Genomic DNA, 14827 nt, shown 5'->3' with positions numbered 1-14827 from the left:
GGCCACGCACGCCGCAGAACGACGCCGCTCGCGCGTCGGCACCGATTGCCCGGCCTCGCTGGCGCTGGACACTACTGATATATCACAATAATATCCAGCGATCGTCCACGCTTTCCGAGCCTCCGCGCCATGATCGCGCCCCTCCCGGCCGCCGCGCCGCCACCGGCATGAGTACCGTGACCGACCTCACCCGCGACCGGGCCGCCGCGTCGCCAGCCAGCCTCGCCGACCGCGCGTACGCGCTGATCCAGCGCGACATCATCACGATGCGCCTGAAGCCGGGCGCCGCGCTGAACGAAGCCGACCTCGTCGCACGCACGGGCATCGGCCGCACGCCGGTGCATCAGGCCGTGCATCGGCTCGTGCTCGAAGGGCTGCTGTCCGTGATGCCGCGCAAGGGCCTGATGGTGCAGCCGCTGTCGCTCGACGACATCGTCGCGGTGATCGACGTGCGGCGCGTCAACGAAGCGCACTGCGCCGAACTCGCCGCGCGCCATGCGACCCCCGACGATCTCGCGCGCCTGGCCACGCTGCTCGACGACGGGCAGGCCTGCGTCGACATGCACGACGTCGAGGGCATGATGGAGCTCGACCGCGCGTTTCATCAGACGATCGCCGCAGCCGCGCGCAATGCGGTCCTCGCCGACATCCTGCGCGCGCTGCACGAGCGCTCGCTGCGCTTCTGGTTCGTCACGCTGTCCGAACCGCACCATCTCGCCGACGTCCAGCACGAGCACCGCGCGCTGTTCGACCGGCTGTCCGCGCGCGACGCCGCCGGTGCGCGCGCGGCCGTCGAAAGCCATATCGATTCGTTCCGCTCCACGCTTCTTCAACATCTTCGCCCCTGAGCCGCCATGACCACTTTCACGCCCTTCCCCCCGCTCGCCCAGCTCGCCGCCGACCTCGCCGCCGGCCGGACCACGAGCCGCGTGCTCGTCGACACCGCGCTCGACCGGATCGCCGATCCGTCGGGCCAGGGCGCCGTCGTCTTCACCGAAGTCGATGCCGACAACGCCCGCGCGGCCGCCGACGCGCACGACCGGCTGCGCGCCGCGGGCACGGTGCTGTCGCCGCTCGCGGGCATTCCGGTGTCGGTCAAGGACCTGTTCGACGTCGCGGGCCAGGTCACGCGCGCGGGTTCGCGGGTGCTCGACGGCGCGCCGGCCGCGCACACCGATGCGGTCGCCGTCGCGCGGCTCAAGCGCGCGGGCGCGGTGCTGGTCGGCCGCACCAACATGAGCGAGTTCGCGTTTTCCGGGCTCGGGCTGAATCCACACTTCGGCCACCCGCGCTCGCCGTATCACCGCGACGTGCCGGGCGATGCGCGGATTTCGGGCGGCTCGTCGTCGGGGGCGGCCGCGTCGGTCGCCGACGGGATGGCCGCCGTCGCGCTCGGCACCGACACCGGCGGCTCGATCCGTATTCCGGCCGCACTATGCGGGCTGACGGGCTTCAAGCCCACCGCGAGCCGGATCCCGACGCAAGGCGGCGTGCCGCTGTCGACGACGCTCGACTCGTTCGGCCCGATCGGCCTGACGGTCGCGTGCTGCGCGCTGGTCGACCGGATGCTCGCGGGGCTCGAGCCACACGTACCGGCCGCGCGGCCGCTCGAAGGCGTGCGGCTCGGCGTGCTGACGAACTACGTGACGGACGGCGTCGATGCCGACGTCGCGGCCGCGCTCGACACCGCGCTCAAGCATCTCGAAGCGGCCGGAGCGATCGTCACCGACGTGCGCTTCCCCGCGCTCGACCGGCTGCCGGAGATCAACCGTTTCGGCTTCTCGCCGATCGAGGCGTACGCGTGGCACCGTCCGCTGCTCGCGAAGCATCGCGACCAGTACGACCCGCGCGTGCTGACGCGGATCCTGAAGGGCGAACCCGCGAGCGCGGCCGACTATCTCGACCTGCTGGCCGCGCGCGCCGCGATGCTCGACGAAGCCGCGCACACGGTCTGGTCGCGCTTCGATGCGCTCGTCGCGCCGACGGTGCCGGTCGTGCCGCCGCGCATCGCCGAACTCGAAACCGACGACGACGCGTTCACGCGCACCAACGCGCTGATCCTGCGCAACCCGAGCGCGTTCAACTTCCTCGACGCGTGCGGGCTGTCGCTGCCGTGCCATCCGCGCGACGCGGCGCCGGTCGGTCTGATGCTCGCGGCGGCGCCGCATCGCGACGACGCGCTGCTTGCGATCGGTCAATCGGTCGAGGCCGTACTGAACACGATCCGCTGACCGCGCCGGCCGATCGCAAGCCGATGGCAAGCCGATCGCCGGCGGCCCGCGCGCGGTGCGGCAGGTTGCCGCACGCGCGCTGTCAGTTTCGTGCCAGATCATTCGCGCTAAAATCGCGCGATTGTTTTCCGGACCGACCGACGAGGAATCCCGCCGACATGAACGACTACACGCTTGCCCTCCGCCGCGAACGCCGCCTGCTGATGCTGCTCGGATGGGTGTGCATCGCCCTGCTGGCCGGCGCGCTGTACCTGCAGTACGTGAAGAACGAAGACCCGTGCCCGCTGTGCATCATCCAGCGCTACTTCTTCTGCGCGATCGGGATCTTCGCGTTCCTGGCTGCCGGGATCCGCAACTGGCGCGGCGTCTGGGTGCTCGAACTGCTGATCGCGATCGCCGCGGCCGGCGGTGTCGGCACGGCCGCGCGGCACCTGTCGATCCAGATGAATCCGGGCTTCAGCTGCGGCTTCGACACGCTGCAGCCGATCGTCGACAGCCTGCCGCCCGCGCAGTGGTTCCCCGGCATGTTCAAGGTCGCCGGCCTGTGCGAGACCGTCTACCCGCCGATCCTGGGCATCCTGCTGCCCGGCTGGGCGCTGATCGGCTTCGCCGCGATCCTGATTGCGGTCGTCGCGAGCCTCTGGCGCCATCGCCGCAAGCTCGCGGGTTGACCCACCGGCCGCGGTGCCGGCCCATCGCATGCGCGGCCCGACCGAATGGGCCGCGCGCCGCCGGCGAGTCGTCACCCGGCTGCGGCCTGCGCCGGCCTTGCCCGGTCGCCGCGTATAAACACCTATCCCGCCGCCGCCCGGCGTTCCGGGCTGGCGCGCGTCGCGCGATCGCCGCGCCCCCGCCCCGCCCCACATGCGTTTCGGCCCGATGTACATGCATCGGTCCCCCGATTCCGCGCGGCGGGCCTATGATCGACATGATCGCCGCCTGATAGCCCGGATCACCGCCCGGCCATGTTCCCGCCGCGTGGCGGTGCTATCTTCGGGGCTGGATGGCGATCTACGTGCGCGAGGCCAGGCGGTCTCACCGCTGCCTGCGTAACGCGCGCCCGATCCGCAATGTCGACTGGATTCATCATGACAACGCAAACCATCCGCATCCGTCACCCTCATGGCGTCCGCGCGTCCGGCGGCGCCGGTCGCGCACGCCGTCGGTCCGCGGCCGCCGCACGGCATCGGCCGTGCAGCCGGCCAGCCCCGCTCCTGTCCGCCCTCGTTGCCGCCGCGCCCGCCAGAGCGCGCCGCGCGTCGTGCCGCGTCGTCCCGAACGGAGCGTGCTGATGGAAGCCTGGCTCGGCGATCTGCAGCAACTGCTCGCGCACGGCGAAGCGGCCGTGCTCGTGACGGTCGCGCATACCGACGGCTCCGCGCCGCGCGAGGCCGGCACCAAGATGCTCGTCACGCGCGACACGGCCCGCCATACGATCGGCGGCGGTCATCTGGAATGGAAGGCGATCGAGATCGCGCGGCACCTGCTGAAGGACGGCGCGCACGTGCCGCACGCGCGCCGGCTCGAGCGGCTCGCGCTCGGCCCGAGCCTCGGCCAGTGCTGCGGCGGCGCCGTGGTGCTCGCGTTCGAGCGGCTCGACGTCGGCGACCTCGGCTGGATCATGTCGCTCGCGAAGCGCGTCGCGGCCGGCGCCGCGACCGTGCGTAGCGTATCATTCGGCCCCTCGCCCGGCGCGCCGCTGTTGAGCGAGCCCGAATCGGAAGCCGCGCGCGCCGACTGCCTGCTGTGGGAAACCGGCGGCGTATCGCTGATGACCGAAACGATCGCGCCGTATGCGTTCCCCGTCATGCTGTTCGGCGCGGGGCACATCGGCACCGCGCTCGTGAAGGTGCTGGCGACGCTGCCATGCCACGTGCGCTGGATCGACCGGCCCGACGCGGCGTTCCCGCCGGCCGACGCGCTCGCCGGCATCGGCAATCTCGCGATCGACGCGGCCGCTTCCCCGGCGGACGCGGTCGACGCGGCGCCGCCGCAGTCCTACTTCGTCGTGATGACGCATGACCACGCACTCGATTTCGTGCTGGCCGAGCGCATCCTGCGACGCGGCGACTATGCGTACTTCGGGATGACCGGCTCGCATACGAAACGCACGCAGTTCGATCATCGCCTCGCCGCGATCGGCATCGACCCGGCCCAGGTCGCGCGGATGCGCTGCCCGATCGGCGTCGAAGGCATCATCGACAAGGCGCCCGAAGTGATCGCGATCTCGGTGGCCGCGCAGTTGCTGCAGGCCGTCGAGGCGAATGCGTCCGCACAGGCTTCCCCTACCTACTGACCGACCAAAAACGACGCCATGACCCCGACATTCAAGAACAAGATCGCCCGCGCGCCGAAAGCGGAGCTGCACATTCATATCGAAGGCTCGCTCGAGCCCGAACTGATTTTCGCGCTCGCGCAGCGCAACGGCGTGAAGCTCGCGTACGACTCGATCGACGCGCTGCGCGCCGCGTACGCGTTCACCGATCTGCAATCGTTCCTCGACATCTACTACGCCGGCGCGAGCGTGCTGCTCACCGAGCAGGATTTCTACGACATGACGGCCGCGTACTGCGAGCGCGCGCTCGCCGACAACGTCGTCCACACCGAACTGTTCTTCGACCCGCAGACGCACACCGAGCGCGGCGTGCCGATCGAGACGGTCGTCGCGGGCATCGAGCGCGCGCTCGCCGATGCCGAGCCCCGCGGGCTGTCGAGCAAATTGATCCTGTGCTTCCTGCGCCATCTGTCCGAAGAGGACGCGCTCGCGACGTTCGAATCCGCGTTGCCGCTGTTCGAGCGCTATCGCCACCGGCTGATCGGCGTGGGCCTCGATTCGTCCGAGCTCGGCCATCCGCCGACGAAGTTCGCCCGGGTGTTCGAGAAGGCACGCGCGCTCGGGCTGAAGCTCGTCGCGCACGCGGGCGAGGAAGGCCCGCCCGCCTACATCTACGAAGCGCTCGACGTGCTGAAGGTCGACCGGATCGACCACGGCGTGCGCAGCATCGAGGATGCGGCGCTCGTCGAGCGGCTCGCGAAAACGCGCACGGCGCTCACCGTGTGCCCGCTGTCGAACCTGAAGCTGTGCGTGTTCGACGACATGGCGAAGCACACGCTGAAGGCGCTGCTCGACCGCGGCGTGGCGGTGACGATCAACTCCGACGATCCGGCCTATTTCGGCGGCTACGTCAACGAAAACTACTTCGCGACGGCCGAAGGGCTGCAACTCACGGATGCCGAAGTCCATGCGGTGATCCGCAACGGCTTCGAGGCGTCGTTCATCGAACCGGCGCAGCGCGACGCACTGTACGCGCGCCTCGACGCGTACTGGCAGGCCGCGTGACGGCCCGCATCGAGGCACGCTAGACAGATGAAACACGGCAACGGCATCCGCTTCGCGATTCCCTGTTCGGCCTTGCGCCGGGCCGGTGGCGTGCGTGCAAGCCGGGCGACGGCGCGGTGCATCGCCGCCCGGCCGCACCGGCCGTCGCGGCTTGCCGTGCCGGTCGCCGTCGTACCGGATGCGGGCGTAACGGATGTGCGCGCAACGGCCGCGAGGTGCGCCCGCAACCACTCGCGGGCGGCTTCGGCCGCCACGTTCGCCCGCGCCATCGCGTGCGGCCGTGCCGCACATCACGGGCGGCCGCCGCTCGCGAAGCACCGTGCCGCCCCGTGCGGCGCCGATCGTTTTCTTCTGTTCGCCTTACCTTGATGCAGGACCCTTCGTCATGACGCAAACCGCTTTCCGTTCCCAACTGCTGACCTTCAACGGCGACCCCGCGCAATCGAGCCAGGCCGCGAACTACGAGACCGACGGACTCCTGATCGTCGACGACGGCAAGGTCGTCACGGCCGGCCCGTATGCGTCGCTCGCCGCGACGCTCGCGCGCGATGCAGTGGTCCACGATCTGCGCGACAAGCTGATCGTGCCCGGCTTCATCGACACGCACATCCACTATCCGCAGACGGACATGATCGCGTCGCCGGCGCCCGGCCTGCTGCCGTGGCTGGACAAGTACACGTTCCCGACCGAGCGCCAGTTCGGCGACCCCGAGCATGCGCGCGAAGTCGCCGACTTCTTCGTCGACGAACTGCTCGCGTGCGGCACGACGAGCGCGCTCGTCTACTGCACGGTGCACAAGCAATCGGCCGATGCGCTGTTCGCGGCGAGCGACGCGCGCGACCTGCGGATGATCGCGGGCAAGGTGCTGATGGACCGCAACTGCCCCGAATTCCTGCGCGACACCGCGCAGTCGGGCTATGACGACAGCGCCGAGCTGATCGGCCGCTGGCACGGCAACGGCCGCCAGATGTACGCGCTCACGCCGCGCTTCGCGCCGACGTCGACCGAGGCGCAGCTCGAGGCATGCGGCGAACTCGCGCGCCGCCATCCGGACGTGTTCGTGCAAAGCCACGTCGCGGAAAACGTCGACGAGGTGAAATGGGTGGCGGAGCTGTTCCCGGGCCACCGCAGCTATCTCGACATCTACGACCGCTACGGGCTGCTGCGGCCGCGCGCGGTGTACGGCCACTGCATTCATCTCGACGACGAGGATCGCCGCCGGATGGCCGAGACGCGCACCGTCGTCGCGCACTGCCCGACGTCGAACTTCTTCCTCGGCAGCGGGCTGTTCGATTTCGACAAGGCCGGCGAATACGACGTGCCGGTCACGCTCGCGACCGACGTCGGCGGCGGCACGTCGTTCTCGATGCTGCAGACGATGAATGAGGCGCACAAGGTCGCGCGGCTGTCGGGCCATCACCTGACCGCCACGCGGATGTTCTGGCTCGCGACGGCCGGCGCCGCGCAGGCGCTCGACCTCGCCGACACGGTCGGCACGCTCAAGCCGCGCACCGAGGCCGACTTCGTCGTGCTCGATCCGCGGGCGACGCCGCTGCTCGCGCGCCGCACGCAGCGCGCGGATTCGCTCGAGGAACTGCTGTTCGCGTTCGCGCTGCTCGGCGACGACCGCGCGGTGTACCGTACCTATGCGGCCGGCGCACTCGTGCACCAACGCGGCGCCGCGCGCCCCCCGGCCGCCGCGTAACGCGCCGCGAGGCCCCGTTCCGGCATGCGCGGCAGCTTCGCCGTCGCGCATGCGCCGGACATCGAAGCCGCTCCAGCGCGCCGCACGGCGGCCCCGGCCGCTTTCCCGCGCGCGATGCACCGTGCTAGAATTCGCCGCTCATTGGGGAGTAGCCGCTCCGCTCGATGTCCCGCGCTCCCGGCGCGCATCGTGACGAAGGCGTCCGTCAACAGACTTGGCCGTTCGGCCATGGCGGACGCAGCCACGTTGGCCTGGCGAGACCGATGGTTCATTGCGCGCCGCATCAGGGCCCGGCGCGCGGTGGATCGTCGCTCGCACGCACAACAACGGCCCGTGGAACCCCATTCGTGTCTCAAGCCTTCCTGATCTCCACCGGCGCCGTCGCCCTCGCTGAAATCGGCGACAAGACCCAACTGCTTTCCCTCGTTCTGGCCGCGCGCTATCGCAAGCCGGTGCCGATCATTCTCGGCGTGCTCGTCGCGACGCTCGTCAACCACGGTTTTGCCGGCGCGCTCGGCGAATGGCTGGGCGTGCTCGTCACGCCGTCGATCATGCGCTGGGCGCTCGCGTTCTCGTTCATCGCGATGGGGCTGTGGATTCTCGTGCCGGACAAGCTCGACGAGAACGAAGCCAATACGACGCGCTCGCGGCTCGGCGTGTTCGGCACGACGCTCGTCGCGTTCTTCCTCGCGGAGATGGGCGACAAGACGCAAATCGCGACCGTCGCGCTGGCCGCCCGCTTCCAGGATTACATCGGCGTCGTGGCCGGCACGACGTTCGGGATGATGCTCGCGAACGTGCCGGCGATCTTGCTCGGCGACCGCTTCGCACACCGTCTGCCGACGAAGCTCGTGCACGGGATCGCGGCCGTGCTGTTCGTCGTGCTCGGCGCGCTGGCGCTGCTGGGTGTCGGAGTCTGACGGAAAGGAAACTGACGGCGCGGCCGGGCGGCCGCGCCAGGGTGGAATGCCGCGTTACTTCGCGACGGCAGCGCCCGACGCGGGCGCCGCCGGCACCGCGCGCTCGTTGGCGGCCGGCGCCGCCGGCCCGCCGCGCTTGTCGACCGGCAGCCGGACCGTGCGGACCGCCCCGTTCGACAACGGGAAATCGGCGAGCGCGCTGCGCGCGAGGAACGGCATCGCGTACAGCAGCGTACCGTTGTCGCCGGTCGTGCGCGCGGACACGTTGTAGACCTCCTTGCCCGTCGCGCGCTCGGTGATGCGGATGCCGAGCATGTAGTCGAACACCTGGTACGTCTGCGCGACATAGCCGGCCGGCATCGGCCCCCAGGGACCCCACGGGCCCCAGGGACTCCACGGCCCGCCTCGCCAGTACGGCCCCGGCCCCATGAACCACGGATCATAGTAGACCGGTTGCGGCACCGTCACGAGATCGCTGCCGACCGAATAGGTCAGCCCGACCAGATAGCGGGCCTGCGACTGCGGCACCTGCCGGAACGCATACGCGGACAGCTCGTTCGCGACGATCGGCTCGTAGGTCGACTGCTCGATGCTGTTCTTCTGCGCGTCCGTGCGCGTGAACGCATAGGTGCGGGTCGCGTCGCTGCCGCTCCAGTCGGAGAAGGCCGTGACCCGGGTGGTCACGTAGCTGGTGCAGCCCGTCAGCAGCGCGACGCACAGCGCCGCCGCCCAGCCCGCACCGCGAAAAATCCATTCGCGTTTCATGTTGATCCTCGTCGATCCGTCACCCGTTCGTCGCACCGCGCGAAGCACAACGGGATGCCGATAATACGCGGACTCCCGGAAGCGGTAAAAAGTTCGCCCGGCACACCGCCGCAAGCCTTTGTACAATGGCCCGGTTCGCCTGGCCCGCGCGACGGGCCCGTCCCCCACTCCACCCGATCTCGACGACCATGTCCGACAACGCCTCCTCCACCGTGATCCGCCGCGCCGACTACACGCCGCCGGCCTTCCTCATCGACTCCGTCGCACTCGAATTCGATCTCGCGCCGGCCCGCACGATCGTCAGGAACACGATGCGCGTGCGCCGCAATCCGGATGCCGCGCCCACCCCGCACCTGGAGCTGATGGGCGAGGCGCTCGACTTCCTCGGCGCGCGGCTGGATGGCGCGCCGCACGGCGCGGTGCGCGCGCACGAACACGGCCTGACGGTCGAGAACGTGCCCGACGCGTTCGAGCTGACGCTCGAAAGCGCGTGCGCGCCCGACCAGAATACGACGCTGTCGGGCCTCTACGTGTCGAGCGGCAACTTCTTCACGCAGTGCGAGGCCGAGGGCTTTCGCCGCATCACCTACTTCCTCGACCGCCCCGACGTAATGGCGTCGTACACGGTCACGCTGCGCGCCGACAAGGCCGCGTACCCGGTGCTGCTGTCGAACGGCAACCTCGTCGATTCGGGCGACCTGCCCGACGGCCGCCACTTCGCGAAGTGGGAAGACCCGTTCCGCAAGCCGAGCTACCTGTTCGCGCTGGTCGCGGGCAAGCTCGTCGCGATCGAGGAAACGATCACGACCGGCTCCGGCAAGGAAAAGCTGCTGCAGGTATGGGTCGAACCGGCCGATCTCGACAAGACGCGTCACGCGATGGATTCGCTGATCCATTCGATCCGCTGGGACGAAAAACGCTTCGGCCTCGAGCTCGATCTCGACCGCTTCATGATCGTCGCGGTCGGCGACTTCAATATGGGCGCGATGGAGAACAAGGGACTCAACATCTTCAACACGAAGTACGTGCTGGCGAACCCCGAGACCGCGACCGACACCGATTTCGCGAACATCGAGTCGGTGGTCGGCCACGAGTACTTCCACAACTGGACCGGCAACCGCGTGACCTGCCGCGACTGGTTCCAGCTGAGCCTGAAGGAAGGGCTGACGGTATTCCGCGACCAGGAATTCTCGGCCGACATGGCCGCAGGCAACGACGTCGAATCGGCGGCCCGCGCGGTCAAGCGCATCGAGGACGTGCGCGTGCTGCGCCAGTTGCAGTTCGCCGAGGACGCCGGCCCGATGGCGCACCCGGTACGCCCGGAAAGCTACGTCGAGATCAACAACTTCTACACGATGACCGTCTACGAGAAAGGCTCGGAAGTCGTGCGGATGTACCAGACGCTGTTCGGCCGCGACGGCTTCCGCAAGGGGATGGACCTCTACTTCAAGCGCCACGACGGCCACGCGGTGACCTGCGACGACTTCCGTCACGCGATGGCCGACGCTAACGGGCGCGACCTCGCGCAGTTCGAGCGCTGGTACAGCCAGGCCGGTACGCCGCGCGTGTCGGTGCGCACCGCGTACGACGCAGCCGCGCGCCGCTATACGGTCACCCTCGCGCAAGGCTACGGCGACGCGTCGCCGGCCGCGCGCGAAACGCAGCAAGGGCCGCTGCTGATCCCGTTCGCGATCGGCCTGATCGGCCGCGACGGCCGCGACCTGCCGCTGCGTCTGGACGGCGAAGCCGCCGCATCGGGCACGACGCGCGTGCTCGTGTTCACCGACACCGAGCAGACCTTCACGTTCGTCGACGTGCCGGAAGCGCCGCTGCCGTCGCTGCTGCGCAACTTCTCGTCGCCGGTGATCGTCGAGTACGACTACAGCGACGACGATCTCGCGTTCCTGCTCGCGCACGACAGCGATCCGTTCAACCGCTGGGAAGCCGGCCAGCGCCTCGCGACGCGCGCGCTGCTGACGCTCGCCGCCCGTGCCGCCGCCGACGCGCCGCTCGCGCTCGGCGAGAACTTCGTCGCCGCGTTCCGCCGCGTGCTGACCGACGAAAACCTGTCGCCGGCGTTCCGCGAACTCGCGCTGACGCTGCCGTCGGAAACCTACCTCGCCGATCAGATGGCCGAGGCCGACCCGGCCGCCGTGCATCGCGCGCGCCAGTTCGTGCGCCGCCAGCTCGCGACCGCGCTGCGCGCCGAGTGGCTCGCCGCGTACGAGCAGCACCAGACGCCCGGCGCCTACGAGCCGACGCCGGAAGCGTCGGGCCGCCGCGCGCTGAAGAACCTCGCGCTCGCGTATCTCGCCGAACTCGACGATCCGGCCGATGCCGTACGCATCGCCACGGCCCAGTACGACGCGGCGAACAACATGACCGATCGCGCGGCGGCGCTCGGCGCGCTGCTGTCCGCGGCCGCCGCAGGCGCGAACGGGCCGGCCGAGCATGCGCTCGACGACTTCTACCGTCGCTTCGAGAAGGAAGCGCTCGTGATCGACAAGTGGTTCGCGATGCAGGCTGCGCAACGCGGTACGCCCGCGCAGCCGACGCTCGCGAAGGTGCGCAAGCTGCTCGCGCACCCCGCGTTCAACCTGAAGAACCCGAACCGCGCGCGCTCGCTGATCTTCAGCTTCTGCGCGGCGAACCCCGCGCAATTCCACGCGGCAGACGGTTCGGGCTACGCGTTCTGGGCCGAACAGGTGCTCGCGCTCGACACGATCAACCCGCAGGTCGCGGCGCGCCTCGCGCGCTCACTCGAACTGTGGCGCCGCTTCACGCCGGCGCTGCGCGACCGGATGCGCGAAGCGCTCGAACAGGTCGCCGCCGGCGCGAAATCGCGCGACGTGCGCGAGATCGTCGAGAAGGCGCTCGCGTAAGTCGCGCGATTGTCCCGTCGCGTCCGCGCGATCGAGCCGGCGCCGCCTCACGCGGCGCCGGCTTTTTTATTGCACGCGCGCGGCCGAAACCGCGCGCACGGGGTCGGACCGCTCGGCCTGTCTCCGCGGTGATGCATGCCCCGCCCCGTCATCGCCGCCCGATACCGGGCCGATTCGGCGCCCCGCCCATGTAACCGGACGAAAAAAGCCGGCGGCAGCGGAGGCGCGACGGGTAAAATTGCGGCCATTCAAGGATTCTTTGGCCTTTCGGAGTCTGTCATGTCCATTGCCCGCCGCACCACGCTGTCGAAGTTCCTGATCGAACAGCAACGTGAGACCAACAACCTCCCCGCCGACCTGCGCCTGTTGATCGAAGTCGTCGCTCGCGCGTGCAAGGCGATCAGCTACAACGTGTCGAAGGGCGCGCTCGGCGAAGCGCTCGGCACCGCCGGCAGCGAGAACGTCCAGGGCGAAGTGCAGAAGAAGCTCGACATCCTGTCGAACGAAATCCTGCTCGACGCGAACGAATGGGGCGGCAACCTCGCCGCGATGGCGTCGGAAGAAATGGAGACGTTCTTCCCGATCCCGGCGAACTACCCGCGCGGCGAATACCTGCTCGTATTCGATCCGCTCGACGGCTCGTCGAACATCGACGTGAACGTGTCGATCGGCACGATCTTCTCGGTGCTGCGCTGCCCGGACGGCAAGCAGGCGACCGAGGAATCGTTCCTGCAGCCCGGCACCGAGCAGGTCGCGGCCGGCTATGCGGTGTACGGCCCGCAGACGGTGTTCGTGCTGACGACCGGCAACGGCGTGAACTGCTTCACGCTCGACCGCGAAGTCGGCTCGTGGGTGCTCACGCAGAGCAACATGCAGATCCCGGCCGACACGCGCGAATACGCGATCAACGCATCGAACGCACGCCACTGGTACGACCCGGTCAAGCGCTACGTCGATGAGCTGAACGCCGGCAAGGACGGCCCGCGCGGCGACAACTTCAACATGCGCTGGATCGCGTCGATGGTCGCCGACGTGCACCGGATCCTGAACCGCGGCGGCATCTTCATGTACCCGGCCGACAAGCGCACGCCCGATCGTCCGGGCAAGCTGCGCCTGATGTACGAAGCGAACCCGATGTCGTTCATCGTCGAACAGGCAGGCGGCGCCGCGACGACCGGCACGCAGCGGATCATGGAAGTGCAGCCGACCGGCCTGCACCAGCGCGTGCCCGTGTTCCTCGGTTCGAAGAACGAAGTCGAGCGCGTGACCGGCTATCACGACGAAGCAAAATAATTGCACTGCAGCACTGGACGGAGGTGCGAGACCTCAGTACAATCGCGCCTTCGCGATGTGGCCCCGACGGGTCGCGTCGCGGTGAAGTGAAAGCGGAAAGTCCGCCGGATCGAGGGTTTCGCGAAGCAGCCGCAGCAAGCTGAAAAAAATTTCGCAAAACCTATTGCCAAGATCGCGGATTTCACCATATAATTTCATTTCTCTGCTGCCGGTGTAGCTCAGTTGGTAGAGCAGCGCATTCGTAATGCGAAGGTCGTAGGTTCGACTCCTATCTCCGGCACCAAGACATAAAGGTCTGACAAGCATCGCTTGTCAGACCTTTTCTCTTTTCCGGCGTCGAAATCCTGAAGTCGTTCGCCGGCGCGCACGACCGATCACGCCGTGTACGATCTTCGCGTACGGATTCGGCAATCGCCCGCGCAAGCTGTCCGGCGCCAATCATCGCGGCGGCGGTTATCTGCGCAACATCCGCTCGACATTTCCACGCACTCAACGGCCGCCGGCCGATCGTATCGACCATCCCTTGCCGTGCGTAGCCGCACGGCCTGCGGCGGCCATGACGACGACGACCGACTTGCCCGACCTCGACAGCCCACGCAACGGCACCGCCTTTGTCGTGCGTCCCGACCGGCACGTGCCCAGCCGCCGGCACGACGCGCGCGCCGACGACATGGATGCCACGCTCGATCTCCCGCTCCATCCACACGCATCGTCCGAAGCCAATCCATCAGGAGCATCGTCCGAAGCCAATCCATCAGGATACCGAATGAGGGTGGACGTCGGATACGTCACGCGCTACCCCAATCGGTGCCATACGATGCCCCGCATCAGCGACGCGATGCGCCGCGCTTCCCGCCGGTTCGTACGGCTGTCGATCGACGCGATTCGCGATGCCGTGACCATCTGGACGCCTGATCGCCGATGCAGTAGACGGCCTGCCCCGAGGCCACGTTGCCAGCGACAACGCTTGAGCGATGACGTGCCCGGCGGACGACTTCAGCGATAGCCAATCCTTACAGACTCATTTCGCCATGCGTCCAGCGCGCACGGAACATGCGCTGAGCAGACGAATCCCCTGGAAAATCTGCTTAAGGGTGCATAACATTACTTAACGATCCTGACCCGTCTATCGCGTTACATTGCGTGGGCGGCGCGACGGCCGCATGTCGCTACCCACCAGCTTGCGGCGTGCAACGGCCGGTGCCCGGTCATTTCGACTCAACCCAAGGAGAGGACCACCATGACTCATGGCTTGATTATGTGGCTCATCATCGGCGCGATCGCCGGCTGGCTCGCCGGCTTGCTCGTGAAGGGCGGCGGCTTCGGGCTGATCGTCGACATCATCGTCGGGATCGTCGGCGCGGTGATCGGCGGCTGGCTTGCCGGGCTGCTCGGCATCAGCATCGGCAGCGGCTTCATCGGCTCGGTGATCGTCGCGGTCATCGGCGCGGTGATCCTGTTGTTCGTGATCCGGCTGTTCAGACGCGCGGCCTGACGTTTCTCTCCACGCGCCTTCGGGCGCGTTTTAGCATCGGGCCGGCGCGCGGCCCGTTCGCCGCGCGCGGCCGACCCCGTCAACCCTTCGCGTGCCGCAACCCGCCGTCGAGCACGTCGGCCGTCAGCAATCCACTGCGCGCTTCACGCACTCCATCTCGCCCGATCCGCACGGCCCGTGCCGTTCGGCACGCCGG

Annotated in this window: 12 protein-coding genes, 1 tRNA gene, 1 pseudogene and 1 riboswitch; of the genes and pseudogenes, 12 read left to right on the top strand and 2 right to left on the bottom strand. The window is 68.6% G+C overall.

Annotation, left to right across the window (positions count from 1 at the left end; all coding sequences use genetic code 11):
• Nucleotides 1-167: 167 nt before the first annotated feature.
• From KR541_RS04720 to KR541_RS04685, 8 genes are all read left to right on the top strand, one after another.
• Nucleotides 168-848, top strand: a complete 681-nt coding sequence (locus tag KR541_RS04720; protein WP_050011563.1) for a GntR family transcriptional regulator — start codon at nucleotides 168-170, stop codon at nucleotides 846-848.
• 6 nt (nucleotides 849-854) lie between these two features.
• Nucleotides 855-2231 carry an amidase gene (locus tag KR541_RS04715; protein WP_050011564.1) on the top strand — a complete coding sequence of 459 codons (1377 nt, stop codon included), beginning with the start codon at nucleotides 855-857 and terminating at the stop codon, nucleotides 2229-2231.
• 158 nt (nucleotides 2232-2389) lie between these two features.
• Nucleotides 2390-2902, top strand: coding sequence for a disulfide bond formation protein B (locus KR541_RS04710; protein WP_050011565.1), 513 nt, complete (start codon nucleotides 2390-2392; stop codon nucleotides 2900-2902).
• Between the two features lie 620 nt (nucleotides 2903-3522).
• Nucleotides 3523-4527: a xanthine dehydrogenase accessory protein XdhC gene (gene xdhC / locus KR541_RS04705; RefSeq protein ID WP_050011566.1), complete on the top strand. Its 1005-nt coding sequence runs from the start codon at nucleotides 3523-3525 to the stop codon at nucleotides 4525-4527.
• 18 nt (nucleotides 4528-4545) lie between these two features.
• The gene (locus tag KR541_RS04700) at nucleotides 4546-5571 is read left to right on the top strand and encodes an adenosine deaminase (RefSeq protein WP_089488252.1); all 1026 of its coding nucleotides are present in this window, start codon (nucleotides 4546-4548) and stop codon (nucleotides 5569-5571) included.
• 27 nt (nucleotides 5572-5598) lie between these two features.
• The gene (locus KR541_RS04695; protein ID WP_239468930.1) at nucleotides 5599-5940 is read left to right on the top strand and encodes a hypothetical protein; all 342 of its coding nucleotides are present in this window, start codon (nucleotides 5599-5601) and stop codon (nucleotides 5938-5940) included.
• Between the two features lie 16 nt (nucleotides 5941-5956).
• Entirely contained in the window at nucleotides 5957-7276 is a 1320-nt protein-coding gene (gene guaD, locus KR541_RS04690) for a guanine deaminase (RefSeq protein WP_050011569.1), read from the top strand.
• Between the two features lie 131 nt (nucleotides 7277-7407).
• Nucleotides 7408-7529: riboswitch (yybP-ykoY riboswitch) on the top strand.
• Nucleotides 7530-7623: 94 nt separating this feature from the next.
• Nucleotides 7624-8196 carry a TMEM165/GDT1 family protein gene (locus KR541_RS04685; RefSeq protein ID WP_089488251.1) on the top strand — a complete coding sequence of 191 codons (573 nt, stop codon included), beginning with the start codon at nucleotides 7624-7626 and terminating at the stop codon, nucleotides 8194-8196.
• Between the two features lie 54 nt (nucleotides 8197-8250).
• Here the strand turns inward: KR541_RS04685 and KR541_RS04680 are convergent, their stop codons facing one another.
• Nucleotides 8251-8961 carry a DUF4136 domain-containing protein gene (locus tag KR541_RS04680; RefSeq protein WP_050011572.1) on the bottom strand — a complete coding sequence of 237 codons (711 nt, stop codon included), beginning with the start codon at nucleotides 8959-8961 and terminating at the stop codon, nucleotides 8251-8253.
• A gap of 188 nt (nucleotides 8962-9149) precedes the next feature.
• On the opposite strand from KR541_RS04680, the gene pepN reads away from it, so the two are divergent.
• From pepN to KR541_RS04660, 4 genes are all read left to right on the top strand, one after another.
• Nucleotides 9150-11843, top strand: a complete 2694-nt coding sequence (pepN, locus tag KR541_RS04675) for an aminopeptidase N (RefSeq protein ID WP_050011573.1) — start codon at nucleotides 9150-9152, stop codon at nucleotides 11841-11843.
• 279 nt (nucleotides 11844-12122) lie between these two features.
• Nucleotides 12123-13136 carry a class 1 fructose-bisphosphatase gene (locus KR541_RS04670; protein WP_050011574.1) on the top strand — a complete coding sequence of 338 codons (1014 nt, stop codon included), beginning with the start codon at nucleotides 12123-12125 and terminating at the stop codon, nucleotides 13134-13136.
• Nucleotides 13137-13343: 207 nt separating this feature from the next.
• Nucleotides 13344-13419, top strand: a tRNA-Thr gene (locus tag KR541_RS04665).
• 957 nt (nucleotides 13420-14376) lie between these two features.
• A complete protein-coding gene (locus KR541_RS04660) occupies nucleotides 14377-14631 on the top strand; it encodes a GlsB/YeaQ/YmgE family stress response membrane protein (protein ID WP_006476609.1) in 255 nt (84 codons plus the stop codon).
• A gap of 79 nt (nucleotides 14632-14710) precedes the next feature.
• Here the strand turns inward: KR541_RS04660 and KR541_RS36645 are convergent.
• Nucleotides 14711-14809 (bottom strand): annotated as a pseudogene (locus tag KR541_RS36645) (TlpA family protein disulfide reductase); the annotation flags it as partial.
• Nucleotides 14810-14827 lie beyond the last annotated feature (18 nt).

The organism is Burkholderia sola (genome assembly GCF_905400185.1).
GTDB lineage: Bacteria > Pseudomonadota > Gammaproteobacteria > Burkholderiales > Burkholderiaceae > Burkholderia > Burkholderia sola.
Note: the sequence above shows the minus strand (reverse complement) of the source record. Positions and strands in the feature narration are given on the sequence as shown.

What these genes read in the sequence shown, in the direction of transcription:
- guaD (WP_050011569.1), top strand. Translation starts at nt 5,957, where the DNA reads ATGACGCAAACCGCTTTCCGTTCCCAACTGCTGACCTTCAACGGCGAC.
- KR541_RS04710 (WP_050011565.1), top strand. Translation starts at nt 2,390, where the DNA reads ATGAACGACTACACGCTTGCCCTCCGCCGCGAACGCCGCCTGCTGATG.
- KR541_RS04700 (WP_089488252.1), top strand. Translation starts at nt 4,546, where the DNA reads ATGACCCCGACATTCAAGAACAAGATCGCCCGCGCGCCGAAAGCGGAG.
- xdhC (WP_050011566.1), top strand. Translation starts at nt 3,523, where the DNA reads ATGGAAGCCTGGCTCGGCGATCTGCAGCAACTGCTCGCGCACGGCGAA.
- KR541_RS04715 (WP_050011564.1), top strand. Translation starts at nt 855, where the DNA reads ATGACCACTTTCACGCCCTTCCCCCCGCTCGCCCAGCTCGCCGCCGAC.
- KR541_RS04720 (WP_050011563.1), top strand. Translation starts at nt 168, where the DNA reads ATGAGTACCGTGACCGACCTCACCCGCGACCGGGCCGCCGCGTCGCCA.
- KR541_RS04670 (WP_050011574.1), top strand. Translation starts at nt 12,123, where the DNA reads ATGTCCATTGCCCGCCGCACCACGCTGTCGAAGTTCCTGATCGAACAG.
- KR541_RS04660 (WP_006476609.1), top strand. Translation starts at nt 14,377, where the DNA reads ATGACTCATGGCTTGATTATGTGGCTCATCATCGGCGCGATCGCCGGC.
- KR541_RS04695 (WP_239468930.1), top strand. Translation starts at nt 5,599, where the DNA reads ATGAAACACGGCAACGGCATCCGCTTCGCGATTCCCTGTTCGGCCTTG.
- pepN (WP_050011573.1), top strand. Translation starts at nt 9,150, where the DNA reads ATGTCCGACAACGCCTCCTCCACCGTGATCCGCCGCGCCGACTACACG.
- KR541_RS04680 (WP_050011572.1), bottom strand. Translation starts at nt 8,961, where the DNA reads ATGAAACGCGAATGGATTTTTCGCGGTGCGGGCTGGGCGGCGGCGCTG.